Source organism: Actinophytocola sp., from assembly GCF_036555685.1.
GTDB lineage: Bacteria > Actinomycetota > Actinomycetes > Mycobacteriales > Pseudonocardiaceae > Actinophytocola.
Genome location: NZ_DATBKY010000016.1, coordinates 1 through 26406, shown reverse-complemented (window position 1 = coordinate 26406; position 26406 = coordinate 1). Strand labels below are relative to the sequence as shown.

Here is a 26406-nt window from a genome sequence, read left to right as displayed (position 1 = left end):
CCTACTCGCCGATCACCGGCGGCGCGGTGATCTCGTCGGTGCCGAACGTCTCGTGCGGGTCGGGCTCGACCAGGTACGTCGGCCGCTCGTGCTCGGCGTCGTCGTCGCGGCCACCCCGGCCGGCGCCGCCCATGCCCATGCCCCCGGCACCGCCACGGCCGCCGGCCGCACCGGCGGCACCCACGCCACGCGCGGCCGCGCCCTCGGCGGCAGCCGCGCCGCCGGCGCCCGCGCCGGCCCCGGAACCGAACCCGCCGGCGCCGCGGGCACCCGGGCCGCCAGCACCCGAGCCGGGCCCGCCCGAGCCCGGACCACCGGAACCGCCGGGCCCGAAGCCCGAGCCGCCCGGTCCGAACCCGCGCGGGCCACCCGTGCCCCCCGGACCGCCAGGCCCGAAGGGCCCGACCGGTCCCATCGGCCCGAATGGACCGTTGGGGCCGCCCGGACCGTTGGGACCGAACGGCCCGTTGGGGCCACCGGGACCGAACGGGCCGTTCGGTCCGAAGGGTCCGTTAGGACCGCCAGGACGTCCGGGCAGGCCGGGACCGGTCTGCTCGGGCGTCGTCGTCTGGTTCTGGCCCGGGTCGTGGCTCTGGCCGGCCGGGACGAACGTGCCGCCGTGGTTCGACGGGTCGTTCGTGCCGGGCGGGTTGGACGTGCCGGGCGGGTTGGTCCCGCCACCCGGCCGCGTTGGCCGGGTCTGGGGCGGCGGCTGGACCGGTGGCGGCGGGGGCGGCGGCGGGGGCTTCACGATCCCGACGTCGGACTTGTCGTCCCGCAGGTTCGAGGTGAACGTCGGCATCGCGTTGCGTGCGCTCGAGCTCGCGTCGTCGTAGACGTTCATCGCCGTGAGGTTCGTGTCGTTCGCGGCGTTGACCTGGGCCATCTTCTTCTCGTAGCTGTCGCTCGCGCCGCCCAGCGAGGTGAGGTTGTCCCAGAAGCCGGGCTTGTCCGGCACGGGCGGCACCTGGATCACCGTCGACTTGGCCGTGGTGAACGCGCTGACCTGGTCGTTGATCGCCTGCTGCGTGCGGTCGATCTCGCGGGCCGCGACGAGATGCTCTACCGCGAGGGGGCCGGCTCCGCGCTGCGCCGCGCCCGCGGCGTTGCCCTGCCAGGACGCCTCCATGCGCTTGGTGAGCCGCATGATCGAGTCAGCGCGGTCGGCGTAGGCCTGCGCGACCACGTTCACCTGTGTCGCCGACGCCGTGAACCCCCGGCCGTCGTCCCCGGTGCCGCTGTGGAAGTTGTTCCAGATCTGCTCACCGGTCATGCCTGATGGCGCCATGCTTGTCGTCTCCCGGTGGTCAGTGGACCTGGTTCATCGAGGTCTGGTTGCCTTCTTCGGTGGTCGCCATCTGCTTGCGACAGTCCTCGAGCTTCTTCACGTAGTGCGCGGCATACTTCATCAGCGTCTCGTTGTGGCGCTGCATGGCCGACACGACCTTGTTGGACTCGCGGAAGTTCTCCCCGCTCACGTCGTCGCCCGCCGGGCGGGCGAGGTTGTCGACCGCGTGCCGAACCCGGCCCTGGTCGGCCTTGAGCTCGTCGACGAGGTCGCGCCACTGCCTGATGACGCCGTCGAGCTCCTCGAGGTTCGCGAACATGTAGGAGCCCCCGCCCCCACCGCCCCCGGTCGGGAGCGCCGTGGGCATGCCGGCGCCGAGGATCCCCAGTACCGGCGCCATGGCGTTCGAGACCGTCTCGTAGAGCGACACCGACGTCACGGTGTTGTTGATCTGCTCCTCCGGCGTACCCGGATTCGTGTCAGCGTTTGTGCCGTCGGGCACGCCCACCACACCCCTCGCTACGTCCCCAAATGATCGAAAGTCCAGCCTAGCGGCCATGACCAGGCCGTACACCTTGAGGTGGGACGGGAGAAATCGGTTGCCGGTTCCCCCATGCCCCCACCGGCGAGGCGACCATACGGCAAACGAGACACCCCGGTGGGAGGTTTCGCCCCCACCGGGGTGTCCGGGTCCGGTCAGTCGCCGGTCAGCTGCCGCCCGCTGGTCAGTCGTTGCGGGGGAACCCCAGGTTGACGCCGCCGTGGGAGGGGTCGAGCCAGCGCGACGTGACGACCTTCGTGCGGGTGAAGAAGTGCAGCCCGTCCGGCCCGTACGCGTGCGTGTCGCCGAACAGCGAGGCCTTCCAGCCGCCGAAGGAGTAGTAGCCGACGGGCACCGGGATCGGCACGTTCACGCCGACCATGCCGACCTCGATCTCGTTCTGGAACCGCCGCGCGGCGCCACCGTCGTTGGTGAAGATCGCGACGCCGTTGCCGTACGGGTTGTCGTTGACCAGGCCGACGGCCGACTCGTAGCTGTCCGAGCGGACCACCGACAGCACCGGGCCGAAGATCTCGTCGGTGTAGACCGACATGGGCGGCTCGACGTGGTCGAACAGCGTGGGGCCGAGCCAGAAGCCGTCGGCCGAGCCGTCGATCTCGTGGTCGCGGCCGTCCACCACGAGCGAGGCGCCCGCCGACACCCCGGCGTCCAGATAGGACGTCACCCGGTCGCGGTGCGCGCCGGTCACCAGCGGGCCCATCTCGCAGCCGGCCCGCCGGCCGTCGCCCACGTGCAGCTTCGCCATCCGCTCGCGGATCTTGGCGACCAGCTCGTCGCCGACCGGGTCGACGGCGACCACGACCGACACGGCCATGCACCGCTCGCCGGCCGAGCCGAAGCCGGCCGACACGGCGGCGTCCGCGGCGAGGTCGAGGTCGGCGTCGGGCAGCACGACCATGTGGTTCTTCGCCCCGCCCAGCGCCTGCACCCGCTTGCCGTGCGCGGTGCCGGTCTCGTAGACGTAGCGCGCGATCGGGGTGGAGCCGACGAACGAGACGCCGCGCACGGTCGGATGAGTCAGCAGGCCGTCGACCGCGACCTTGTCGCCGTGCAGCACGTTCAGCACGCCGTCCGGCAGGCCCGCGCGCGCCCACAGCTCCGCCACGAAGTTCGACGCCGACGGGTCCTTCTCGCTCGGCTTGAGGACCACGGTGTTGCCGCACGCGATCGCGTTGGGCGTGAACCACAGCGGGACCATCGCGGGGAAGTTGAACGGCGAGATGACGCCGACGACCCCGAGCGGCTGGCGGATCGAGTACACGTCGACCCTGGTCGAGGCGTTCTCGCTGAACCCGCCCTTGAGCATCGCCGGGATCCCGCACGCGAACTCGACGTTCTCGATCGCCCGCTGCACCTCGCCCGCCGCGTCGTCGAGGACCTTGCCGTGCTCGGCGGTCACGATCGCGGCCAGCTCGTCGCGGTTCTCGTGCAGCAGCTGGCGGAACGCGAAGAGGATCTTCGACCGGGCCGCGAGCGAGGTGTCGCGCCACGCCGGGAAGGCCCGCGCGGCGGCTGCCACCGCTTCGTCCACTTCGGACTGGGCGGCGAAGTCCACCTGGCCGGTGACCTCGCCGGTGGCCGGGTCGAACACGTCGCCGGTCCGCTCGGCGACGCCCGCCCACGGCTTGCCGTCGATCCAGTGGCTGATTCTCATGCCGCCTCCCCGGAATTAACAGTGTTGGTTGCGTTCCGGCGAACGGTTCGGACACGCAGTTGTTCGTGGCTGGGTGCCGTCACGGTCCCCTGGGGTTCCGTTTGTCGGTACAAGACCATGCACACCGACCCGCGAGACACCTAGCTTCCCCCGTCCGCCGAGGCGATGGCCGCGGCCAGTATGTCCAGCGCCTCCTCCAGCTCATCGGCGGTGAGCGTCATCGGCGGCGCGAGGCGGATCACGTTGTTGTGCAGGCCGCCCTTGCCGACGAGCAGCCCGCGCCGGCGGGTCTCCTCGAGCACGGTCACCGCGGCCGGCGGCGAGGGCGTCATGGTGCCCGGCTCGACCAGCTCGACGCCGACCATCAGGCCCTTGCCGCGCACGTCGCCGACGACCTTGTGCTTGCCGGCGACCTCGCGCAGCCCGCCGAGCAGCCGCGCGCCGAGCTTCGCGGCATTGGCCTGCAGGTCGTGGTCGACGAGGTAGTCCAGCACCGCGCGTGCGCCCACTGTGGACACCGGGTTGCCGCCGAAGGTGGAGATGGAGTTCGCGCCGAGCGAGTCCATGATCTCCCCGCGCGCGACGACGCCGCCGATCGCGAGGCCGTTGCCGAGCCCCTTGGCGAAGGTCATCATGTCCGGCGTCACGCCGTGCGCCTGGATACCCCAGAAGTGGTCGCCGGTGCGGCCCCAGCCGGTCTGCACCTCGTCGGAGATGAGCAGGATCCCGGTCTCGGCGAGCACCTCGGCGAACGCGCCCAGCAGGCCGTCCGGCGGCGAGGAGAAGCCGCCGACGCCCTGGATCGGCTCGGCGATCATGCAGGCGACGTCGCCGGACGTGCCGGTGTTCAGCACGTCGCGCAGGTCGTCCACGCAGGCGGCGATGTAGTCGGCGTCGGACAGGTCCCGGAACGGGCTGCGGTACCGGTACCCACCGTGCACATAGGACACCTTGACCGGCGAGAGCGCCGAGGCCGACCAGCCGCGGTTGCCGGTGACGCCGACCGTGGCGAACGCGCGCCCGTGGTAGGAGTTGCGCAGCGCCAGGACCTGGTTGCTGCGCCGGTACTGGGTGGCGAGCATCAGCGCGGTCTCGTTGGCCTCGGTGCCCGAGTTGGTGAAGAACACCTTCGCGTCGGGAATCCCGGACAGCCGGGCGATCTGCTCGGCGAGCTCGACCTGGTTGCGTATCAGGTACAGCGTCGAGGTGTGCAGGATCCCGGAGTCCAGCTGCTTGCGCACGGCGTCGCTGATCTCGGCCACGTCGTAGCCGATCGCGTTGGTCAGGATGCCGGCGAAGAAGTCGAGATACGACTTGCCGTCCGAGTCGGTGACCCGGCGACCGTGCCCGTGCACGATCTCGATCGGGTCGTCGTAGTACAGCGCGAGCCAGTTCGGCATGACGGCGCGGTGGCGATCGATCAGACGCGGTTCACCCATGGTCCGAGTGTGGCCGGGCCACCGCTCGCGCGCCATGGACACTGTGTATCGCCGGAGCCGTAGAGTGTGCACAACATGTACCCCACCGTCTCGGACGTTCTCGCGCTGCCGGTGATCCAGCAGGGCCGCGCCACCGTGGTCGCCGGCGCGAGCGGGCTCGAGCGGCGGGTGCGCTGGGTGCACGTGGCCGAAATCGCCGACATCGCGCCGCTGCTCAAGGGCGGCGAGCTGGTGCTGACCACTGGCATCGCCCTGCCCGACGACGCGGACGCGCTGGCGCGCTACGTCCGCGAGCTGTCGGCGGCCGGGGTGGTGGGCGTGGTCGTGGAGCTCGTCCGGCACTGGAGCCACGAGCTGCCGGCCGCGCTCGTGGTGGCCGCCGAGGAGCACTCGCTGCCCCTGGTGACGCTGTCGCGGGAGACCCGGTTCGTCGCGGTCACCGAGGCGGTGGTCGGGCTGATCGTCGAGGCGCAGGTGGCCGAGCTGCGCGCGGCGGAGCGGGTGCACGAGACGTTCACGTCGCTGACGGTCGCGGGCGCGGAGCCGGGCGAGGTGCTGCGCGAGGTGGCGCGGGCGTCCGGGCTGCCGGTCGTGCTGGAGACGCTCGGCCACGACGTGCTCGCGTACGACGCCGCCGGCGCGGACCCGAGCGAGCTGGTCGCCGACTGGGCGGCGCGCTCGCGGGCGGTCGCGGGCACCGCACGCACGAGCTACGACGCGGAGGCGGGCTGGCTCGTCACCGTCGTCGGCGCGCGGGGCAACGACTGGGGCCGGCTGGTGCTCGTCTGCCCCGCCGAGCCGGCACACCGGCAGGTCGTGATCGCCGAGCGGGCCGCGTCCGCGCTCGCCGTGCACCGGCTCGTGGCCCGCGACCGGGAAGGCCTCGAGCGGCACGCGCACCGCACGCTGCTGACCGAGCTGCTCGCCTCGGCCACCACGCCGGCCGACCTGACCGCGCGGTCGGCGGCGTTGGGGGTGCCGCTGCAGCGCCGGCAGCTGGTCGGTGTCTCGGTGCGGCCCTCCGCGGTGGCGCCGGCCCGCCCGTCCGGGGTGCTCGCGCCGACGATGGCGACCCAGGAGGTGCTGCGCGACCTGGCCGAGGCGACCGCGCTCGCCGCGCGCCGGGCCCGGGTGGCGGCGCTCGTGGGCGTGGTCGACGACATCTCCGTACGGGCGCTGCTGTCGCTGACCCCGCAGGCCGACGCGGACATGGTCGTACGACGGCTCGCGAAGGAGATCCACCAGGCGGCGGCCGCGTCGCCGCGCGCGCTGCCGGTCGTGCTCGCGGTGGGGACGACCGTGGACGGGGTCCCCGACGCGCGGCGCAGCCTGGTCGAGGCCGCGCACGTGGCGAAGGCGGCGCTGCGGGCGCCGGCCTCGTCCGACTCGCGGCCCTACCACCGCCTCGACGACGTCCGGCTGCGCGGCCTGCTGCACCTGCTCGCCGACGACGACCGGGTCACGGCGTTCGCGGAGCGGGAGCTCGGCGCGCTGCTGGCCCGCGACGCGGCACACGCGAGCCGGCTGATCGAGGTGCTGCGCCACTTCTGCGAGCACGGCGGCAACAAGTCCGCCGCGGCCGCCGCCGCGCACATGTCGCGGACCGCCTACTACCAGCAGCTGTCCCGCATCGAGCAGGTGCTGGGTGTGTCGCTGGACGACCCCGAGTCCGTGCTGTCGCTGCACGTGGCGCTGCTGGTGAGCGACATCGGCTGAGCACGCTGTCGGTGGGTGGGCGGAAGATGGCCACGTGAGCGAGAGCGAACCGGAGGCACCGTGAATCGGGGAGACGGCGACGGGTTCGCCCGCTGCGCGCAGGGGCACACGCACTGGGGGCGGTTCGGCGCGGCGGGGCTGCTCGCCCACCACGACGGGCGGGTACTGCTCCAGCACCGCGCGAAGATGACCATCGGCGGCGGCACGTGGGGGGTGTTCGGCGGGGCGCGCCACAGCGCCGAGGACCCGGTCACGGCGGCCCTCCGGGAGGCGGCCGAGGAGTCCACTCTGGACATCAGCAGGGTGACCGTGCACGGGCTCGTCCACGACGACCACGGCAACTGGGCGTACGACACGGTGGTCGGCACGGTGCCGCAGCTGCTGGACGTGCGGCCGGCGTCGTGGGAGACCAGGGACGCGGCGTGGGCCCCGGTCGACGAGGTCGAGGGCTACGACCTGTTCCCCGCGTTCGCGAACACCTGGCCGCGCCTGCGCCGGTGCCTGCGCCGGCCGGTGCTGGTCGTCGACGCGGCCAACGTCATGGGCTCGCGCGCGGACGGCTGGTGGCGCGACCGCGCCGGCGCGGCGGCCCGGCTGCGCGACCAGGTGGCCCGGCTCGAGCGGGTGGCGGACATGGGCCCGTTCGACCTGGCGTACCCGGAGAAGATCCTCGTCGTGGAGGGCAAGGCGCGCGACATCGGGCCGGGCCGGGACAACGGCGACTCGGTGCGCGTGGTCTCCGCGCCGCACGAAGGCGACGACACGATCGTCGACACGGTCGCCTCGACCACCGGGCCGGACGTGCTGTGCGTGGTCGTCACGGCGGACCGTGAGCTGCGCCGCAGGGTCATCGCGAAGGGGGCCGAGGTAACAGGCCCTCGCTGGCTGCTCAACCAGCTCGAAGATCGAGTGGCAAGCTCGTGACCTGCGTGTAGCCGGGTCGTAACCGGGCACGGCCGAGCGGAGCGCGCAAGTGTCAGAGTGTCCACCGTGTCCGCCAACGGCGTACACAGTGCCACTGCCTCACCCCTAGTAACTGCGCCCACCATGCCGGGATGGCGCAGAGCACTCTCCCGGACGGCCGGGTCGATCTCGACGACCACGCCGAAATACGCGACAGCCGCTTCTACAACTCTGAGCTCGCCCCGGTGCCGGTCGAGAAGCGCACCTGGACCACCTACAACTACTTCGCGCTCTGGATGGGGATGGCGCACAACATCCCCAGCTACACCCTCGCCGCGTCGCTGATCGTGCTCGGCATGGACTGGCTGCAGGCCTTCCTCACGATCACGATCGCCAACCTGATCGTGCTGATCCCGATGCTGCTGAACAGCCACCCCGGGACCAAGTACGGCATCCCGTACCCGGTGTTCGCCCGCGCCTACTACGGGGTGCGCGGCGCCAACCTCGCGGCGCTGCTGCGCGCGTTCATCGCCTGCGGCTGGTTCGGCATCCAGACCTGGGTCGGCTCGGAGGCGCTCTACGTGATCGTCGGCAAGCTGGTCGGCGACTCGTGGATCAACGCCTCGCAGATCGGTGGCCAGCCCTGGACGCTGTGGCTGTGCTTCGCGATCTTCTGGGTGTTCCAGATGCTGATCATCTGGCGGGGCATGGACGCCGTGCGCCGGTTCGAGAACTGGACCGCGCCGCTGGTGTCGGTCGGCTTCCTCATCCTGATGGCGTACGTGCTGGTCAAGGCGGGTGGCGTCGGCCCGATCCTGTCCGCGCCGTCGAAGCTCGGCTGGGGCGCCGACTTCTGGAAGGTGTTCGCGCCGGCCCTGATGGCCATGATCGCGTTCTGGTCGACGCTGTCGCTGAACATGCCGGACTTCACCCGGTTCAGCAAGGGCCAGCGCCAGCAGGTCCGCGGCCAGATCCTCGGCCTGCCGACCACGATGTCGTTCATCGCCCTGGTCGCGATCTTCACGACCTCCGGCGCGCAGCTGCTCTTCCCCGGCGACGCGATCTGGGACCCGGCGCAGCTCGCCGCGCGGTTCTCCAGCCCCGCCCTCGTGGTCATCGCGATGGTCGCCCTGGTGCTCGCCACCGTGTCGTGCAACCTCGCGGCCAACGTCGTGAGCCCGTCGTACGACTTCTCCAACGCCTTCCCGAAGCGGATCAGCTTCGCGGTCGGCGGGTTGATCACCGGCGTCATCGGCATCGCCATCCAGCCGTGGCGGCTGATCTCCGACCCGAACATCTACATCTTCACCTGGCTCGGGTTCTACGGCGGCGTGCTCGGCGCGGTGGCCGGCGTGCTGATCGCGGGCTACTGGCTGCGGGACCGCACGCAGCTCTTCCTGTCCGACCTCTACGTCGACCGCGGCCGGTACTGGTTCTCCGGCGGCTGGAACTGGCGCGCCGTGGCCGCCACCGTGGTCGGCGCGCTGATCGCGGTCGGCGGTGCCTACACCGCGCCCGGCACCGCCGGACCGTTCCCCGCCGACGGGGTCATCCCGTTCCTGAAGCCGTTCTACGACTACAGCTGGGTCGCGGGCCTCGTCGTCGGTTTCGTTGTTTACTGGGCGCTGTCGATCACGCGAACGAGCACGGCGAGCACACCCGCTCGCATGCAAGAGGGAGAAGTCATTGTCTGAGATCATCAGGGCCGCACTCGTCCAGCAGCGCTGGACCGGGGACAAGGAGTCGATGATCGAGGCCGCCGTGGCCCACATCGCGACCGCGGCCTCGCAGGGCGCCCAGGTCCTGTGCCTGCAGGAGCTGTTCTACGGCCCCTACTTCTGCCAGGTGCAGGACGCGGACTACTACTCCTACACCGAGCAGATCCCCGACGGACCGACCACGCAGCTGATGTGCGAGCTTGCCGACCAGCACAACATGGTGCTGATCGTGCCGATGTACGAGCAGGAGCAGCCCGGCGTCTACTACAACACCGCCGCGGTGATCGACGCCGACGGCACCTACCTCGGCAAGCACCGCAAGAACCACATCCCGCAGGTGAAGGGCTTCTGGGAGAAGTTCTACTTCCGGCCCGGCAACCTCGGCTACCCGGTGTTCGACACGGCGGTCGGCAAGATCGGCGTCTACATCTGCTACGAGCGCCACTTCCCCGAGGGCTGGCGGGCGCTGGGCCTCGGCGGGGCGCGGATCGTGTTCAACCCGTCGGCCACGAGCCGGGGGCTGTCGCAGTACCTGTGGCGGCTCGAGCAGCCCGCGGCGGCCGTGGCCAACGAGTACTTCGTCGGCGCGATCAACCGGGTCGGCACGGAGCCCCTGGGCGACAACGACTTCTACGGTCAGTCCTACTTCGCCGATCCGCGGGGGCAGCTCGTGGGCGACGCGGCGACGGACGACAAGGACGAGGTCCTCGTGCGCGACCTGGACATGAGCGTGCTGACCGAGGTGCGCGACCTGTGGCAGTTCTACCGTGACCGCCGGCCGGACAGCTACGACTCGCTCACCAGCGCCTAGATCATCAGCGCTGGATCATTACCGCCAAGGAAAGGCTCATGCGCACACTCATTCGCAACGGCACGGTGGTCAACGCCGGCGGCGCGGTCGCCGCGGACGTCCTAGTCGACGGCGAGACCATCGCGGCGGTGACCGCCCCGGGCGTGTTCGACACGGCCGACACCGTCATCGACGCCGCCGGGAAGTACGTGCTCCCCGGCGGCATCGACGCCCACACCCACATGGAGATGCCCTTCGGCGGCACGTTCTCCGCCGACACGTTCGCCACCGGCACGACGGCGGCGGCGTGGGGCGGCACGACGACGATCATCGACTTCGCCGTGCAGGCCAAGGGCACCTCGCTGCTGTCCACACTGGACAAGTGGCACGAGAAGGCCGACTCGCACTGCGCGATCGACTACGGCTTCCACATGATCGTCTCCGACGTCAACGACCAGTCGCTGAAGGAGATGGAGTCCTGCATCGACGCGGGCGTGAACAGCTTCAAGATGTTCATGGCCTACCCGGGCGTGTTCTACGCGACCGACGGCGAGATCCTGCGCGCGATGCAGAAGGCCACCGAGACCGGCGCGACGATCATGATGCACGCGGAGAACGGCATCGCGATCGACGAGCTGGTCGCGCAGGCCGTCGCGTCCGGACGGACCGACCCTGTCGAGCACGGCATCACCCGGCCGCCGGAGCTGGAGGGCGAGGCCACGTCGCGGGCGATCCGGCTCGCGAAGGTGACCGGCGCGCCGCTCTACATCGTGCACCTGTCCGCGCGACACGCGCTGGAGGCGGTGGCGGAGGCCCGCAACACCGGCCAGAACGTGTTCGCCGAGACCTGCCCGCAGTACCTCTACCTGTCCATCGAGGACCTGGCCAAGCCGAACTTCGAGGGCGCGAAGTACGTGGCGTCGCCGCCGCTTCGGCCCAAGGACCACCAGGCGGACCTGTGGCGGGGCCTGCGCACCAACGACCTGTCGGTGGTGTCGACCGACCACTGCCCGTTCTGCTTCGTGGACCAGAAGGAGCTGGGCCGCGGGGACTTCTCGAAGATCCCGAACGGCATGCCCGGCGTGGAGCACCGGATGGACCTGCTGCACCAGGGCGTCGTGGCCGGCGAGATCTCGCTCACCCGGTGGGTCGAGGTGTGCTCGGCGACGCCGGCGCGGATGTTCGGCCTGTACCCGCGCAAGGGCGTCATCGCGCCGGGCGCGGACGCGGACGTCGTGGTCTACGACCCGGCCGCGCGGCAGACGCTGTCGGTCGAGACGCACCACATGAACGTCGACTACTCGGCCTACGAGGGCATGGCGATCACCGGCAAGGTGGAGACCGTGCTGTCGCGCGGCTCGGTGGTCATCGCCGACGGCGCGTTCCACGGCGCCGAAGGCCACGGCAAGTTCCTGTCCCGAGAGCTGTCGCAGTACCTCGTCTGATTGGGAGGGTCCTTGATGGACTTCGGTGTCGTGCTGCAGACGGACCCGCCGGCGAGCGAGGTCGTCCGGCTGATGAGATCCGCGGAGGGGCTGGGTTTCAACTACGGCTGGACGTTCGACTCGTGCGTGCTGTGGCAGGAGCCGTTCGTCATCTACTCGCAGATCCTGGCGCAGACGAAGTCGATGGTCGTCGGGCCGATGGTCACCAACCCGTCCACCCGGGACTGGTCGGTCACCGCGTCGCTGTTCGCCACGCTGAACGACATGTTCGGCAACCGCACGGTGTGCGGGATCGGGCGCGGCGACTCGGCCCGGCGGGTCATCGGCCAGAAGCCCGCGAACCTGTCGGTGCTGCGTGATTCCATGCACGTGATCCGGGAGCTGGCCGAGGGGCGGGAGGTCGAGCATCACGGTGCGCCGGTGCGGATTCCGTGGGTACGCGACGGGCGGCTCGAGATCTGGATGGCCGCGTACGGGCCGAAGGCGCTCAAGCTGGTCGGCGAGCACGCCGACGGGTTCATCCTGCAGACCGCGGACCCGGCGATCGCGCGATGGACCATCGAGTCCGTCCGCACCGCGGCACGCGATGCCGGGCGGGACCCGGGTGGCATCACCATGTGCGTCGCCGCGCCCGCGTACGTGGGCGACGACCTGCCGCACCAGCGCGACCAGCTGCGCTGGTTCGGCGGGATGGTCGGCAACCACGTGGCGGACCTCGTCGCGCGGTACGGCGAGTCCGGCCCGGTGCCGCACGAGCTGACCGACTACATCCGCGAGCGGGAGGGCTACGACTACGCCCACCACGGCAAGGCCGGCAACCCGTCGACGGACTTCGTGCCCGACCAGATCGTCGACCGGTTCTGCCTGCTCGGCCCGCCGGCCGCGCACGTGGACCGGCTGACCGAGCTGGCCGAGCTGGGTGTCGACCAGTTCGCCGTCTACCTCATGCACGATCAGAAGGAGCAGACTCTGGCGGCGTACGGGAACGAAATCATCCCCAAGCTCACGACTTGAGCAACGATCGGTCGCGATCGGCTCGAACGACGCAACGATGGCACGCTCCGCGCAATGGTCTGCGGATGAAACCATCGGCGCCGGGCCTTAACCTGGTCGTATGCCAGCTGGTATGCCACAGAATGCCGCCGACCTGATCGCGCTCGACGAGGCGTGGAGCACGCACAACTACCACCCGCTGCCCGTGGTCATCGCGGCGGCCGAGGGCGCGTGGGTGACCGACGTGGCCGGCAAGCGGTACCTGGACTTCCTGGCCGGGTACTCGGCGCTCAACTTCGGCCACCGGCACCCCGCGCTCATCGCCGCCGCCGTCGAGCAGCTGGGGCGCGTGACGCTGACCAGCCGCGCCTTCCACCACGACCAGCTGGGGCTGTTCTGCCGCGAGCTCGCCGAGCTCACCGGCACCGAGATGGTGCTGCCGATGAACTCGGGCGCCGAGGCCGTCGAGTCGGCGATCAAGGTCGCGCGCAAGTGGGCGTACCAGGTCAAGGGCGTGCCGGACGGCACCGCGGAGATCATCGTGGCCGGCTCGAACTTCCACGGCCGGACCACGACGATCATCTCGTTCTCCACGGACTCGGTGGCGCGCAACGACTTCGGGCCGTACACGCCGGGCTTCCAGGTGGTGAAGTACGGCGACCTGCAGGCGCTGGAAGCGGCGATCTCGCCGCGCACCGCTGCCGTGCTGGTCGAGCCCGTGCAGGGCGAAGCGGGCGTGCTCGTGCCGCCGGCCGGTTACCTGCGCGAGGTCCGCCAGCTCTGCGACGACAACAACATCCTGCTGATCGCCGACGAGATCCAGTCCGGCCTCGCGCGGACCGGCACGCTGTTCGCGTCCGAGCACGAGGGCATCCGCGCGGACCTGTACACCCTGGGCAAGGCCCTCGGCGGCGGCATCCTGCCGGTGTCCGCGGTGGTCGGCCGCCGCGACGTGCTCGGAGTGCTCCGGCCGGGCGAGCACGGCTCGACCTTCGGTGGCAACCCGCTGGCGTGCGCCATCGGCCGGGCGGTCATCAAGCTGCTCGAGACGGGCGAGATCCAGGAGCGGTCGCGGACGCTCGGCGAGCACCTGCACCGCCGGCTCGGCGAGCTCGTCGGGCGCGGGGTCGCCGAGGTCCGCGGGCGTGGCCTGTGGGCGGGCGTGGAGATCGCGCCGGGCCGGCGCGCGCGCGAGATCAGCGAGACGCTGATGGAGCGCGGCGTGCTCTGCAAGGAGACACACGACACGACGCTGCGCGTGGCGCCGCCACTGGTGATCTCGCAGGCCGACCTGGACCACGGCATCGACACGATCGCCGACGTACTGGCCGGCTAGCGTGTCCTGACCACAGTGGCCCGGTCGGCGACCAGCGGCCGCGGCTCAGCGGGCGCGCTGCACCCGGCCCTCGTCCCACACCGGGGTGTCTACTTCGGACACGACGCCGTCCGAGCGGAACACCAGGTACCGGTCGAAGGAGCGGGCGAACCACCGGTCGTGCGTCACCGCCACCACCGTGCCCTCATAGGACTCCAGCGCGTCCTGCAACGCCTCCGCCGACGTCAGGTCCAGGTTGTCGGTCGGCTCGTCGAGCAGGAGCAGCGTCGCGCCGGACAGCTCCAGCAGCAGGATCTGGAACCGCGCCTGCTGCCCGCCCGACAGCGTCTCGAACCGCTGCTCGCGAGCCGCGGCGAGGCCGTACCGGGACAGCACCGCCGACGCCCTGCCCTGATCCATGCCGGACCGGGAGTCGTCGCCCTGCCACAGGATGTCGGTCAGCGTGCGGCCGACCCACTCCGGATGCTGGTGGGTCTGCGCGAACAGTCCCGGCACCACGCGCGCGCCCAGGCGCGCCACGCCGGTGTGCTCGACGGGATCACCGGCCAGCAGCCGTACGAAGTGGCTCTTGCCCGACCCGTTCGACCCCAGCACGCACACGCGGTCGGCGAAGAACACCTCGAGATCGAACGGCTTCATCAACCCGGTCAGCTCGAGTGCCTCACACGTGATCGCGCGCAGTCCTGTCCGCCCGCCGCGCAACCGCGGTCGCACCCGCTCCTCCCGCGGCGGCATCGGCGGCGGCCCGGCCTCCTCGAACCTCCGCAGCCGCGTCTGCGCCGCCCTGTACTTCGGGGCCATCGCCTCGCTGGTCTTCGCCAGCTGCTGCAGCCACCGGACCAGTTCCTTGAGCCGCTCGTGCTCCTCGTCCCACCGCCGGCGCACCTCCGCCATCCGCTCCCAGCGCGCCAGCCGCGCCTCGTGCCACGTGCCGAAGCCGCCGCCGTGCACCCACGTCGTGCCGCCCTCGAGCGTCACCACGTGCGTCGCCACGGCCGCGAGCAGCTCCCGGTCGTGGCTGACCAGCAGCACCGCCTTGCCGCTCTCCGCGAGCCGGCCCTCCAGCCACCGCTTGCCGGGCACGTCGAGGTAGTTGTCCGGCTCGTCGAGCAGCAGCACCTGCTCCGGGCCGGTCAGCATGGCCTCCAGCACCAGCCGCTTCTGCTCGCCGCCGGAGAGCGTCCGCACCTCGCGGAACCGCGCGCGGTCGAACGGCACGCCGAGCGCGGCCACGGTCACCGTGTCCCACAGGACATCGGCGTCGTACCCGCCGGCCTCGCCCCACTCGTGCAGGGCGTTCGCGTACCGCAGCTGCGTCGGCTCGTCGTCGGCGTCCATCAGCGCGAGCTCAGCTGCCTCGAGCCCGGCGGCGGCCGAGCGCAGCGCGGGCGAGGCGACCGCGAGCAGCAGGTCGCGGACCGTCCGGTCGTCGCGCACCGACCCGATGAACTGCGGCATCACCGCGAGCCCGCCCTGGACGGTGAGCCCACCGGCACGCGGCGCGAGCTCCCGCGCGAGCATCCGCAGCAACGTGGTCTTGCCGGCACCGTTGGCGCCGACGAGCGCGACGACCTGGCCGGTGCTCACCCGGAACGACACGTCGGCGAACAGCTCACGCCCGTCGTCGAGCCGATGACCCAGCCCGTTCGCCTCGAGGAAACCCGTGCCCATTCCGGAAATCGTCCGTTATCCGACGGCCGGACGCGAACGGTTTTCCGCTGCTCGCACAAGGGGAGGCCGTGCGTCGCTGCGGATCGAAGAGAGTACGCTGCGTAGCCTGCGAGGGCTGCTGCGACGGGAAGGGATTGGCGTTGACCGACACCCCGATCTACGACCAGATCCGCCAGGAGCTCGAGGCGGGCGCCGACCGGTCCGAGCCGCTCGCCCGACGATCGCGCGCCGGCGAGTCGAGCCAGGCTGTCTCGGTGTGGGCGCTGGTCAACCAGCACCGCAACGGCAAGCGCCGCTGACCGCGCAGCCGCCCCGGCGGCGTGCTGAGATGAACCGGTGCACCTCCTGCCGCTGAACGCGGACGCCCCGCCCCTGAGCGACCGCGAGCTCGAGGAGATCTACGCCTACCCGCCGGAGCTCGACCGTCCGTGGGTACAGGTCAACTTCGTGAGCAGCGCGGACGGCGCGGCCACCGCGTCCGGCCGGTCGGCGGGTTTGTCCAGCCCCGCGGACAAGAAGATCTTCGCGCTCGGCCGCGACCTGGCCGACGTCGTGCTCGTCGGCGCGGGCACCGCGGTCGTCGAGGGCTATCGAGGCGTCAAGCGGACCGAGGTGCGCGCCGAGCGCCGTGCCCGGCTGGGCCTGTCCGAGCTCCCGCCGATCGCCGTGGTGACCGGCCGCTGCTCGATCGGGCCGCTCACCCCGCTCGTCGCCGACACGCTGGTGCCGCCGATCGTGCTGACCACGAAGGCCGCGCCGGCCCGCTCCCGCGACGACCTGACCGAGGCGGGCGCCGAGGTGATCGTCGCCGGCGAGGAGAAGGTCGACCTGCACCGCGCGCTCGCGGAGCTCGGCGAGCGCGGCCTGCACCGCGTCTGCTGCGAGGGCGGCCCGCACCTGTTCGGCGAGCTGATGGCGCAGAACCTCGTCGACCAGCTGTGCCTGACCCTCGCCCCCCTGCTCATGGGCGGCGACGCCCCGCGCATCGCCGAGGGCGTCTTCCCGCCCGAGCCACTGCGGATGGACCTCGCGTCCGTCCTCACCGACGAGGGCTTCCTGATGTTGCGCTACCGCCGGCAGCCTTCTTGAGCGGCGGGTTCTCGGCTCGTGACCCCAGCTTGCGGCCTACGGTTTGAGGATGTCCGCGATGTCGAAGCGAACCGGCTGCTCCAGCTGGTCGTAGGTGCACGACTCCGGCTCGCGGTCCGGGCGCCAGCGGACGAACTGCGTCGTGTGCCGGAAGCGCGGGCCCTCCATGTAGTCGTAGCGCACCTCGAGCACCCGCTCCGGGCGCAGCGGAATGAACGACAGGTCCTTGCCCGCGTTCCACCGGCTGACCTCGTTCTTGCGCGGCGTCCGCTCCCCCGCCTCGTGCGCCGCCCACGCCCACGGGTGGTCGTCGAACGTCGTGACCAGCGGCTGCAGCTCGACCATCAGCTCCTTGCGCCGCTCCATCGGGAACGCCCCGACCACGCCGACCGACGCGAGCTTGCCCTCCTCGTTGTACAGCCCGAGCAGCAGCGAGCCGATCCGGTCCGGGCCGGACTTGTGCACCCGGTACCCGGCGAGCACGCAGTCCGCGGTGCGCTCGTGCTTGATCTTCTTCATCACCCGCTTGTCCGGCTGGTACGTCTCGTCGAGGTGCTTGGCGATCAGCCCGTCGAGCCCGGCGCCCTCGAACAGGTCGAACCATTCGGCCGCCTTGTCCTTGTCGGTCGTGCCGAGCGTGAGGTGGACCGGCGCCGTCGCCGACGCCAGCGCTTTCTCCAGCGCGGCACGGCGCTCGCCGAACGGGCGCTCCAGGTACGACTCGTCGCCGAGCGCCAGCAGGTCGAAGGCCACGAAGCTCGCTGGCGTCTGCTCGCTCAGCAGCTTCACCCGGCTCGCCGCGGGGTGGATCCGCTGCTGCAGCGCCTCCCAGTCGAGGCCCTTCTTCTCGGTGCTGGCGATCACGATCTCGCCGTCGATCACGCACCGCTGCGGCAGGTTGGCCTTGACCGCCTCGACGACCTCCGGGAAGTACCGGGTCATCGGCCGCTCGTTGCGGCTGCCGATCTCGACCTCGTCGCCGTCCCGGAAGATGATCGAGCGGAAGCCGTCCCACTTCGGCTCGTAGAACTGGCCGTCCGGGATCGACGGGACGGCCTTGGCCAGCATGGGGGACACGGGTGGCATCACAGGCAGCTGCACCCGGCCATTCTTACGCACAGTGTCCATGGTTCGCTGCGCTCCGCCGCAACCCCGCCGTCTTCCCTCCCGCGCTGCTCGCCGATCGTTCCTCACGGCTGCGCTGCTCGTCAGTCCAGACGGCGGACGCGGCTCCACTCTCGCTCACGGTGCCGACGATCCGCGCCACCGCGCTCACCGCAGCCTCACCGCGCGCGTGCGACGCTGCGGACTCACCAGGTGTTTGGGGAGGACTTTGTTGACCGGCCGGCGCTGGGCGAGGCGGATCGCCCTCCTGTTCGTCACCGCCGGCCTGGCGACCGCCTGCACCGCCGGTCCGTCCGCCCGCCCCGGCATCGTCGTGCACGACGCTCCGGCCGCGACCACGCAGAAGTCCGGCGGCAAGCCCGAGGTGCCGAAGCTGGAGGAGATGACCCAGGGCATGGCCTGGCGGTCGTGTCCGGAGGACATCCGCGTCCAGCTCGCCGCCGAGGCGCTGCCCGGCTGGCTGACCGTGCAGTGCGGCAAGATCAACGCGATCCTCGACTCGCCGTACGCGCCCGGCCGCGGCAACACCCGGCTGCAGCTGCTGCGGGTCGGGTCGGGCAACGTGCCGCTGGTCGTCGTCAACGACATCGACGGGATGCCGGGCTCGATCTACGCCGCTCACCTCGCCAAGTCGCTACCCCAGGAGTTCTTCGAGAAGTTCACGCTGATCGGCGTGGACCGCCGGGGCACCGGCAAGTCGGCGCCCGCGGGCTGCGTGCCCGAGGAGATCCGGCGCGCGATGGTGGATCCCGACCCCGCCGACCTGCCGATCGACGTGTGGCTGCAGGCCGCGCAGACCGCGGGCCAGCAGTGCTCGATCCAGCTGGAGACCCAGCTCCCCGCGTTCGACACCTGGCGCACCGCCGCCGACCTCGAGACGCTGCGCGACGCGCTCGGTGTGCCGAAGCTGAACGGCATAGGGCACGGTGAGGGCTCGCGGGTGCTGTCCGTCTTCGCCGACCGCTTCCCCGAGCGCGTCGGCCGGCTCGTCCTCGACGGGCTGCCCGACCCGACGCAGGACGCGGCGACCTCGCTCGAGGGCGTGGCCAAGGGCGCGGAGGCGGCGTTCAACGCGTTCTCCTCGGACTGCATCGGCCGCGGCTGCGAGGTCGGCACCCAGCCCAAGCGGGCGCTGCTCAACCTGCTCGGCGAGCTGCGCGAGAACCCAGTCACCGACCCCGAGGAGCTCGACATCACCGCCGGGTCGGCCATGCACGCGGTCCTGATAGCGCTGTCGGACCGGGCCACGTGGCCCGCCCTGTCCCAGGCGCTGGCCAAGGCGCACGACCGCGACCCCTCGGGGCTCGTCGACCTGCTCGTGCCGGTGGTGATCGGGACGAAGGAGCAGGTCGCGACCCTGGACTCGGTGCTCGTGACCACCTGCAACGACACCAAGACCCGGCTGTCGCCGGAGCGGATCAAGCAGTACGGCGAGGACTGGGCGAAGAAGTACCCGCTCTTCGGCGCGCTCGTCGTGGAGCGGCTCGCGCTGTGCAGCCCGTGGACCGTGCCGAACCAGCCGCTGCCGACGCCGACCGCGGCCGGCGCGCCCCCGATCCTCGTGCTCGGCACCGCGGCCGACCCGGTCACGCCGGAGGAGGGCACCGAGCGGGCCGTGCAACAGCTCGACTCCGGCGTGTACGTGTCGTGGCAGGGCGGCGGGCACGGGGCCCTCGGTTACTCCGCCTGTGCCACCGATGCCGCCCTGAGTTTCCTCTCCGACGCTAAAGTGCCGCGGAACGGGACGGTCTGCCCACCCTGACGTGCCCGGCACGGGCGCTTCACAGGCACTGCACAGGCACTTCACGGGCACTGCACGAAAGGTCTTCGAATGCGCCGGATTTCCCTGCTCCTGGCCGCACTTCTCGCCCTGTCCGTCGCCACCCCCGCGGCGTCGGCCACGCCCGGCCGCGACGTCGCGCTGCGGGTGATGAACTACAACATCCACACCGGCATCGGCTCCGACGGCGCGCTGGACCTCGCCCGGACCGCGACGGTGATCCGCGACAGCGGCGCTGACGTCGTCGGCCTCGAGGAGGTCGACGTGCACTGGGACGCGCGAAGCGACTTCCGCGACGAGGCTCGCGACCTCGCGGAGTTGTTGCACATGCGGGTGTTCTTCGCGCCGATCTACGACCTGCCGCCGCTGACCGAGGGCGCGCCGCGGCGGCGGTACGGGGTCGCGGTGCTGAGCCGCTACCCGATCCTGCGCGCGGAGAACCACTGGATCACCCGACTGTCCACCCAGGACCCGAACCCGGTGCCCGCGCCGGCGCCCGGGTTCGCCGAGGCGGTCGTGCTGGTGCACGGGATCCCCGTGCACGTCTACACGACACACCTCGACTACCGGCCGGACCCCGCGGTGCGGGAGATGCAGGTTGCCGACACGTTGCGGATCCTGTCCGAGGACCCGGGCGGCGCGCGGCAGGTGCTGCTGGGCGACTTCAACGCGGAGCCGGACGCACCCGAACTCGCTCCACTGTGGATGCACCTGTCAGATGCGTGGACGTCGGCCGAACCCGGCCTGACGTATCCGGCGGACGTGCCCCAGAAGCGGATCGACTACGTCACCGTCTCACCGGGAGTGCGGGCGCTCGATTCGGTGGTCGTCGACACATTGGCCTCCGATCACCGTCCTGTTGTCACCGATCTGGCGGTACATCGCTAGCCGATCTCGCGGTGCGTGGCCGGATTGGCCGCGTTTCGACCACGAATGGGCGTATTGCGCGAACGCCGTCAGTACTACTCTTCCTCGGCGCGGACGCGGTACTCGCAGCCGTACTCGACGGCGTAGCAGAGGTCGTAGTGATGAACGATCTTCGGACCTTCGTGCAGGTGCACGTGGGTCACCGTGCTGCGCGGTTCGTCGGGCAGCTCGGCCAGCGTGTCCACCCGACCGTCGAGTGGCCCGCCGACATAGCGAACGACGTACGGCTGCGACACGATGCCCCTCTCGGCTCGGAGTTCGCCGGTCCCTATCGATGCTTCCTCTTGAGTGGGCCGAAATCAACTCCGGTTCGCACCATCGGGTCGTGCGCGGCTAGAAATCCGTGGTCAGGGCGTTGGAACGGCGCCAGACCGGGGCACGTTCGGTGAAACCGTAACGGAAACGGACGACGTGACGACTGCCAGGCAGCGGCGCAAGGAGCGGGAATGGAGAAGGAGACCAGCGGTACGGGGCACCGGTGGCCACTCTGGCCGTGGCTGGTCCTGACCGTCGCGGGGATCGTGGTCACCGCGGTGGCCGCGATCGTGGGGACTGTCGCGAGCTCCAACTCGTCCGGGGGCGAGCCGCCCGCCGCGACCCGGGTGACGATCACCGCGACCCAGTTCGAGACGAAGACGATCACCGCGACGGTGACCGCGACTCCGCCTCCGGGCCCGAAGGCGGAGTTCTCCGACGGCCTGTTCCTGGTGGGCGTGGACGTGCAGCCCGGGACCTACCGGACAGAGGGCCCGAACGGCACGAACGCCGGCGGCTGCTACTGGAGCCGCAGCGACGCGCGCGGCGACGTGATCAAGAACGGCGTGGTCAACAAGCCGGGCTCGGTGACCGTCCGCAAGGGCGAGCGCATCGACTCGGCCGGCTGCCTGCCGTGGCGCCGCGGGACCTGACTCACTCCGCCGGGCGTGCCCGCGACGGCTGGACGCGCTTGGGCTCGCCGGCCATCTTCGGGTACTCGGGCGGGTAGGGCATGTCGCCCTGGCCGTCGCGCTCGTCGCGGGCCACCATCTCCAGGAGCGGCTCGAGCGAGTAGGCCTGCTCGGCGACGCCGGCGTGCAGGTCACCGACCTTCGCGAAGCGGGCCGGCATCGTGTGCACGTCGAAGTCGCCGGGCGCGACGTCGTCGATCTCGTCCCAGGTCAGCGGGGCGGAGACGAGCGCGCGGGGCGTCGGGCGGATCGAGTAGGCGCAGGCGATCGTGCGGTCGCGGGCCATCTGGTTGAAGTCGATGAAGATCCGCTCGCCGCGCTCCTCCTTCCACCAGTTGACGGTCACCTGGTCGGGCATGCGCCGGGCGAGCTCCCGGCCGAGCGCGATCAGCGCCCGGCGCGCCTCGACGAAGCTCCAGCGCGGCTCGATCGGGACGTAGACGTGCATGCCGCGGCCGCCGGACGTCTTCGGGAAGCCGGCCATGCCGAGCTCGTCGAGAAGCCCGCGCAGCTCGTGGGCCACCGTGACGGCGTCCTTGAACGACGTCCCTGGCTGGGGGTCGAGGTCGACGCGCAGCTGGTCGGGGTGGTCGACCTCCGGTCGGCGGACCGGCCAGGGGTGGAAGGTCAGCGTGCCGAGGTTGACCGCCCAGGCGACCACGGCGAGCTCGGTCGGGCAGACCTCGTCGGCGGGCCGGCCGCTGGGGAAGGTGATGCGGGCGGTCTCGACGTAGTCGGGGGCGCCCTTGGGAGCGCGCTTCTGGTAGAAGGCGTCGCCGCGGTTGTCGGCGCGGGTGGAGAGCTTGGCGCCCTCGAAGACGCCGCCCGGCCAGCGCTCGAGCGTGGTCGGCCGGTCGCGCAGCGCGCCCAGGATGCCCTCGCCCACGGCGAGGAAGTACTGGACGACGTCGCCCTTGGTGATCCCCTTCTCCGCGAAGTAGGTCTTGCCCGGGTTGGACACCCGGACCGTGCGCTCGCCCACGGTCAGTTCGATCGCCTCCGCCACGGCGTCAGGTTACCGTGGGGGCATGTCGGTGAACGGGATCCAGGAGCCGGAGGAGAACCCGCGCCGCGGGGTGGATCCGCTGTTCAGCGACGAGTTGCTGGGCCTGGACCCGAACGATCCGGAGGCCCGGGCCTTCGCCGAGCACCTCCAGCGGCAGCGTCAGGTGCACCCCAGCTTCACGGTCGAGGGCTACCTGTCGGACATGACGGACTTCGCCGCGTCCGCGAACCGGCTGGGCGGGCATCGCAAGCTGATGGCGAGCATCCTCGTGCTGCTGATCCTGCTGGGCGTGACCGTGACGTTGTGGGACGCGCTGGTGTACGCGATCTCGGCGCTCGCCAAGTAACGTGGATGGCATGAGCCAGGAGCTAGCCGCCCCGAACGTGGTGAAGACGGACGAGGAATGGCGCAAGGAGCTGACGCCCGAGGAGTACGCGGTCCTGCGCCAGGCCGGCACGGAGCGCCCGTGGACCGGCGAGTACACCGACACCAAGGCGGTCGGCGTCTACGAATGCCGGGCCTGCGGCGCGGAACTCTTCCGAAGCGACACCAAGTTCGACTCGCATTGCGGCTGGCCGTCGTTCTACGCCCCCGAGAACGCGGCGGTCATCCTCCGCGAGGACCGCTCCCTGGGCATGGCCCGCACCGAGGTCCTCTGCGCCAACTGCCACAGCCACCTGGGCCACGTCTTCGAAGGCGAGGGCTACCCCACACCCACCGACCAGCGCTACTGCATCAACTCGATCAGCCTGAAGCTCATCCCGGACGAACTGCAGTAGCAGAGCCAACCCTGTCAGAGCGTCTGGCACTCCGCGCTCGCTTGCCCGTCGTCGTCGATCGTGAGGACGACGAGTCCCCGCTCGGAGTACCGGTGCCGATCAACCCGAGCGTCGACAGTGGTCTCGTCGACCGGCGCGCCGGCTTCCACACCCATGAGTGTCTCCACCGCGTCCGCGTGCCTGGTCACAACTCGCCCGACACCCAGACGCCCGGAGTCACCGAGGACGACCGAACCACCAAGAGCACGCGCCGCGGAAAGAGCACTCGTACCGGCTGGCAAGGTGCCTGGCCGGACCCGCCGTCGGCGCGCGACAACCGACCAGCCGGGCGCGACACCGTACACGGTGGGTACGGGCTGAAGGCCCAGTTGCTCGCCGACACCGCGGCCACATCGCTCGCCAGCCAGCCGATGCAACTCGTCCAGGCCCAAGACGTCGATCGCTCCCCGATGTGTGGCGCGAAGCTGATCAACAGCCGCCACCAACTCCCGCTCGCCGACCCCCACCCGACCATCAATTGCGCACCCAGCCGGCCCGAACCGCAGACCCGCGATCACAAGCCGCTCAGGCGCGACGCCCGCAACAACCTCCGCGACCGCGGCCAGCGCTGAACCAACTTCCAACGGAAACCCGACCAGCGGCAACACGATGATCCGACGCACGGTCCCCCTCCATCTATCGGGGGGACTCGCTGCTCATGCACAGTAAGTCGGCTCACACAACCGAGCAAGAATGGCGTCTAGCCAACTGCCAGCGCGAGTGGCTGATTCGATCGCCGGACAATGACCAACTCCTAAGCGGCAGGTCACAGGTTCGAATCCTGCCGGGGACACCAGGAATGATTCTTTCGAACCTGGTCATGGAGAGATCATGGCCGAGGTTCGTTGTGTTGGCGGCCATGCGGGTTTGGAAGTCCTCAGCCTCGGCAGATGATCACGCCCCACCTCGGAGGCGTCCTCAACAGGAACGACGAGCCGGGTCCGGATCCGAACCGCCGGATACTGCCCCTCGCTGATCATCCGATACAACGTCATCGGAGACACGCCCACGTCCTGAGCTACAGACGCCACTCTTCTGAACTGCGGCAGATAGCCAGGATGTGCGGCAGATTCGTCCATAGATGTTGTCGTCACAGCCAATCTCCGCCAGAGACGACTACCTCCCCAGAATGCAGAGCGATGTCACATAGAGTCAAGCAACCCAGGCGGCCCCATCGGGAGAAGGCATCTCCACCGCCCGGTTCGCTGTCGGTGGCGTTGGTGTCAACGCCGCGGGGAGGTCGGCCCGGCCACCGGCCCGAATGAGCGCGACCCGGCCGAGGAACAACCCGCGAGCGCACGGACGACGCGGACATCCCCGCCCGAGCAGGGCTACCAGGTGGGAACACCCACCGCGGGCGCGAGGACGACGGCGCGTCGATCATCGCCGGTGTCGGCGCGGGGGAACAGCCCCGCGGGTGCGGGGACGACCGAAGGACCAGATCTCGCCGGCGACGGTTCCGTCGTGCGCCGGTGAGCCGCGGGGAGGCACACCAGCACAGATTCACTCGGAGGAACGGATCTCGGCGCCGCGGTTTTGGGCGTCGCGTTGCTGGGCGTTAGATTGCTGGGCTTCGTGGAGTTCGTCTTCGAGGCTGATGATGCGGCAGGCCGCGTCGACCGGGGTGCCCTGAGTGACCAGTTCCCGCACACGCGCGGCCAAGCGCAGCTGGTGACGGGAGTAGCGGCGGTGCCCGCCGGCGGAACGCTGCGGTTGGATCAGCCCGTTCTCATCGAGGCTGCGCAGGAATCCCTGGGTGGTGCCCAGCATGTCCGCGGCCCGGCCCATGGTATAGCCGGGGTAGTGCTCATCATCGAACTTGTCGCCCGCGTTCGGCGCGGTCGCGTCGGGTTGGTCAGGGATCATTCCACCTCCACGTCATAAGGGCCCCTGGGTGCCGGGCACGGCATCCAGGGGCCCAGGGGTTGGGTTTCACCATTGTCAGCCGACCGTGAGTCGGCGTTGTGCACCCGCTATGTCCGGTCGAGAAACGGACCGTGCGGGGATCGCGTATCAGTAACCGAGAACCACCTACCAATCCGATGGGCCTGCGGTACCCGCCCGGCGAGAGACAGCCAGGGCGGGCGATCCAATGATGCGCCCTCTCCCTTCTCTCCTGAAATTCCTTACCTGATAGCCAGGTGTGCCGGAACCACTTCACTGATCGGTTCCGGCACACCTGACCGCCTTCTTCACTACTCCACGGGCACCAGACTTCGCCCGCGTCTTGCACTGCACTAGCTCGGGACCAGCTACCTCTTCGCCTCTTCACTGCATGGTCCCGGGTCCTGCCCGGTCGCCAGCCGAACCGGTCTGCTGCGTGGCTCCGTGCTGCCTGACCGTGTTGCCTCACCTCGCGGGTAGTTACGTCATCTCCCGCGCTCGCGTAACGTTGTCTCTCTCGGTACGAGCAGAACATTACACACACCGGCCGCTGGATGTCTACTCCGGCCGCCATAAATTTTCTAGGGCCTGACGCCAGCTGAGCTGGCCGGCGGATTCGCCCTCCCGGATGCGATGCCGCTGTCGGGACGGATCGAGGAAAGCTTCCGCAGGCGCCCGGAGCGCTTCCCACCGAGAGCCGGGGGCTGCTGCTCGTGGCGGCGGCCGAACCGGTCGGAGATCCGGTGCTGCTGTGGCGGGCCGCCGAGCGCCTGCGAATTCGAGCCGAGGCGGCGACACCGGCCGCAGAAGCAGGCTTGCTGGAGGTCGGCGCGCGGGTGCGGTTCCGGCATCCCCTGGTCCGGTCGGTCGCCTACCGTTCCGCATCGCTCCGAGCGCGCCAGGCGGCCCACCTCGCGCTGGCCGAGGCAACAGACCCCCAGGTCGATCCCGACCGGCGGGCCTGGCACCAGGCCCACGCCACCCTGGCAGGGACGAACAGGTCGCCGCCGAGCTCGATGCGTCGTCCGGCCGCGCGCAGGCACGTGGCGGAATGGCAGCCGCGGCCGCCTTCTTGAAGCGTGCGGTCGCACTGACCGCGGATCCCGCCCGGCGCACCGAACGGACGTTCGCCAGCCGGGACGCCGAGCAGGTCGCACGCCGCGATGAACGCCCCTGGATCCGGCTTGGCGGCCGGCAGCCGGGACGACGCGATCAGCCGTAGCCCCTCCCTCGCCAACCCGGTCGCCTCGAGCTTCGCGGCCTGCTGCTCGTGCTCACCGTTGGTCAGCACCCCGACGACCACCCCGGCGGCAAG

The 26406-nt window shown here is 70.7% G+C and carries 24 protein-coding genes and 1 pseudogene; 15 read left to right on the top strand and 10 right to left on the bottom strand.

Features of this window, described 5'->3' with window-relative positions; translation table 11 throughout:
* Position 1: 1 nt before the first annotated feature.
* The 4 genes from VH969_RS01640 to VH969_RS01625 all read right to left on the bottom strand — a co-directional run bounded on the left by VH969_RS01640 (position 2) and on the right by VH969_RS01625 (position 4943).
* A complete protein-coding gene (locus VH969_RS01640; RefSeq protein WP_331969163.1) occupies positions 2 to 1273 on the bottom strand; it encodes a hypothetical protein in 1272 nt (423 codons plus the stop codon).
* 34 nt (positions 1274 to 1307) lie between these two features.
* On the bottom strand, positions 1308 to 1790 hold the full coding sequence (locus tag VH969_RS01635; RefSeq protein WP_331969160.1) for a hypothetical protein: 483 nt from the start codon (positions 1788 to 1790) through the stop codon (positions 1308 to 1310).
* Positions 1791 to 2013: 223 nt separating this feature from the next.
* Positions 2014 to 3504: a CoA-acylating methylmalonate-semialdehyde dehydrogenase gene (locus VH969_RS01630; RefSeq protein WP_331969158.1), complete on the bottom strand. Its 1491-nt coding sequence runs from the start codon at positions 3502 to 3504 to the stop codon at positions 2014 to 2016.
* Between the two features lie 140 nt (positions 3505 to 3644).
* Positions 3645 to 4943 (bottom strand): aspartate aminotransferase family protein, encoded by a 1299-nt coding sequence (locus VH969_RS01625; protein ID WP_331969156.1) that lies wholly within the window; start codon positions 4941 to 4943, stop codon positions 3645 to 3647.
* Between the two features lie 75 nt (positions 4944 to 5018).
* Here VH969_RS01625 and VH969_RS01620 point away from each other — a divergent pair, with 75 nt between their 5' ends.
* The 7 genes from VH969_RS01620 (at position 5019) to rocD (ending at position 13844) form a co-directional block, all read left to right on the top strand.
* Entirely contained in the window at positions 5019 to 6659 is a 1641-nt protein-coding gene (locus VH969_RS01620) for a PucR family transcriptional regulator (RefSeq protein WP_331969154.1), read from the top strand.
* A gap of 60 nt (positions 6660 to 6719) precedes the next feature.
* Entirely contained in the window at positions 6720 to 7583 is an 864-nt protein-coding gene (locus tag VH969_RS01615; protein WP_331969151.1) for an NUDIX domain-containing protein, read from the top strand.
* 131 nt (positions 7584 to 7714) lie between these two features.
* Positions 7715 to 9256 (top strand): NCS1 family nucleobase:cation symporter-1, encoded by a 1542-nt coding sequence (locus VH969_RS01610; RefSeq protein WP_331969148.1) that lies wholly within the window; start codon positions 7715 to 7717, stop codon positions 9254 to 9256.
* A complete protein-coding gene (locus tag VH969_RS01605; RefSeq protein ID WP_331969145.1) occupies positions 9249 to 10091 on the top strand; it encodes a nitrilase-related carbon-nitrogen hydrolase in 843 nt (280 codons plus the stop codon). The genes VH969_RS01610 and VH969_RS01605 overlap by 8 nt, the downstream gene beginning before the upstream one ends.
* 38 nt (positions 10092 to 10129) lie before the next feature.
* Positions 10130 to 11515, top strand: coding sequence for a dihydropyrimidinase (hydA, locus tag VH969_RS01600; RefSeq protein WP_331969141.1), 1386 nt, complete (start codon positions 10130 to 10132; stop codon positions 11513 to 11515).
* Between the two features lie 15 nt (positions 11516 to 11530).
* Positions 11531 to 12529 carry a TIGR03842 family LLM class F420-dependent oxidoreductase gene (locus VH969_RS01595; protein ID WP_331969138.1) on the top strand — a complete coding sequence of 333 codons (999 nt, stop codon included), beginning with the start codon at positions 11531 to 11533 and terminating at the stop codon, positions 12527 to 12529.
* A 112-nt stretch (positions 12530 to 12641) separates the two neighbouring features.
* Entirely contained in the window at positions 12642 to 13844 is a 1203-nt protein-coding gene (rocD, locus tag VH969_RS01590; RefSeq protein ID WP_331969134.1) for an ornithine--oxo-acid transaminase, read from the top strand.
* A gap of 45 nt (positions 13845 to 13889) precedes the next feature.
* Here the strand turns inward: rocD and VH969_RS01585 are convergent, their stop codons facing one another.
* A complete protein-coding gene (locus VH969_RS01585) occupies positions 13890 to 15515 on the bottom strand; it encodes an ABC-F family ATP-binding cassette domain-containing protein (RefSeq protein WP_331969131.1) in 1626 nt (541 codons plus the stop codon).
* Between the two features lie 140 nt (positions 15516 to 15655).
* Here VH969_RS01585 and VH969_RS01580 point away from each other — a divergent pair, with 140 nt between their 5' ends.
* Together VH969_RS01580 and VH969_RS01575 are read left to right on the top strand one after the other, a co-directional pair.
* On the top strand, positions 15656 to 15814 hold the full coding sequence (locus VH969_RS01580; protein ID WP_331969128.1) for a hypothetical protein: 159 nt from the start codon (positions 15656 to 15658) through the stop codon (positions 15812 to 15814).
* Between the two features lie 37 nt (positions 15815 to 15851).
* Positions 15852 to 16604, top strand: a complete 753-nt coding sequence (locus VH969_RS01575) for a pyrimidine reductase family protein (RefSeq protein WP_331969125.1) — start codon at positions 15852 to 15854, stop codon at positions 16602 to 16604.
* 36 nt (positions 16605 to 16640) lie between these two features.
* Here VH969_RS01575 and VH969_RS01570 read toward each other — a convergent pair whose 3' ends face one another.
* Positions 16641 to 17705, bottom strand: coding sequence for an ATP-dependent DNA ligase (locus VH969_RS01570; RefSeq protein WP_331969122.1), 1065 nt, complete (start codon positions 17703 to 17705; stop codon positions 16641 to 16643).
* A gap of 235 nt (positions 17706 to 17940) precedes the next feature.
* Between VH969_RS01570 and VH969_RS01565 the strand changes: the two genes are divergently transcribed.
* Together VH969_RS01565 and VH969_RS01560 are read left to right on the top strand one after the other, a co-directional pair.
* On the top strand, positions 17941 to 19491 hold the full coding sequence (locus VH969_RS01565; protein WP_331969118.1) for an alpha/beta hydrolase: 1551 nt from the start codon (positions 17941 to 17943) through the stop codon (positions 19489 to 19491).
* Between the two features lie 69 nt (positions 19492 to 19560).
* Entirely contained in the window at positions 19561 to 20397 is an 837-nt protein-coding gene (locus tag VH969_RS01560) for an endonuclease/exonuclease/phosphatase family protein (protein WP_331969115.1), read from the top strand.
* Positions 20398 to 20471: 74 nt separating this feature from the next.
* Here VH969_RS01560 and VH969_RS01555 read toward each other — a convergent pair whose 3' ends face one another.
* Positions 20472 to 20672, bottom strand: a complete 201-nt coding sequence (locus VH969_RS01555) for a DUF8847 domain-containing protein (protein WP_331969112.1) — start codon at positions 20670 to 20672, stop codon at positions 20472 to 20474.
* Between the two features lie 210 nt (positions 20673 to 20882).
* Between VH969_RS01555 and VH969_RS01550 the strand changes: the two genes are divergently transcribed.
* On the top strand, positions 20883 to 21344 hold the full coding sequence (locus VH969_RS01550) for an Rv1352/Rv1906c domain-containing protein (protein WP_331969109.1): 462 nt from the start codon (positions 20883 to 20885) through the stop codon (positions 21342 to 21344).
* A 1-nt stretch (position 21345) separates the two neighbouring features.
* Here VH969_RS01550 and ligD read toward each other — a convergent pair whose 3' ends face one another.
* Complete coding sequence (gene ligD, locus VH969_RS01545; protein WP_331969106.1) at positions 21346 to 22389, bottom strand: non-homologous end-joining DNA ligase; 1044 nt, start codon at positions 22387 to 22389, stop codon at positions 21346 to 21348.
* A 22-nt stretch (positions 22390 to 22411) separates the two neighbouring features.
* On the opposite strand from ligD, the gene VH969_RS01540 reads away from it, so the two are divergent.
* The 3 genes from VH969_RS01540 to VH969_RS01530 all read left to right on the top strand — a co-directional run bounded on the left by VH969_RS01540 (position 22412) and on the right by VH969_RS01530 (position 23779).
* On the top strand, positions 22412 to 22735 hold the full coding sequence (locus VH969_RS01540) for a hypothetical protein (RefSeq protein WP_331969103.1): 324 nt from the start codon (positions 22412 to 22414) through the stop codon (positions 22733 to 22735).
* A gap of 10 nt (positions 22736 to 22745) precedes the next feature.
* Positions 22746 to 23168: a peptide-methionine (R)-S-oxide reductase MsrB gene (msrB, locus tag VH969_RS01535; protein WP_331969100.1), complete on the top strand. Its 423-nt coding sequence runs from the start codon at positions 22746 to 22748 to the stop codon at positions 23166 to 23168.
* Between the two features lie 92 nt (positions 23169 to 23260).
* Positions 23261 to 23779, top strand: a complete 519-nt coding sequence (locus VH969_RS01530; protein WP_331969096.1) for a hypothetical protein — start codon at positions 23261 to 23263, stop codon at positions 23777 to 23779.
* Positions 23780 to 24710: 931 nt separating this feature from the next.
* Here the strand turns inward: VH969_RS01530 and VH969_RS01525 are convergent.
* Together VH969_RS01525 and VH969_RS01520 are read right to left on the bottom strand one after the other, a co-directional pair.
* A complete protein-coding gene (locus VH969_RS01525; protein ID WP_331969093.1) occupies positions 24711 to 25073 on the bottom strand; it encodes a helix-turn-helix domain-containing protein in 363 nt (120 codons plus the stop codon).
* A gap of 889 nt (positions 25074 to 25962) precedes the next feature.
* Positions 25963 to 26406 (bottom strand): annotated as a pseudogene (locus tag VH969_RS01520) (HAD family hydrolase); the annotation flags it as partial.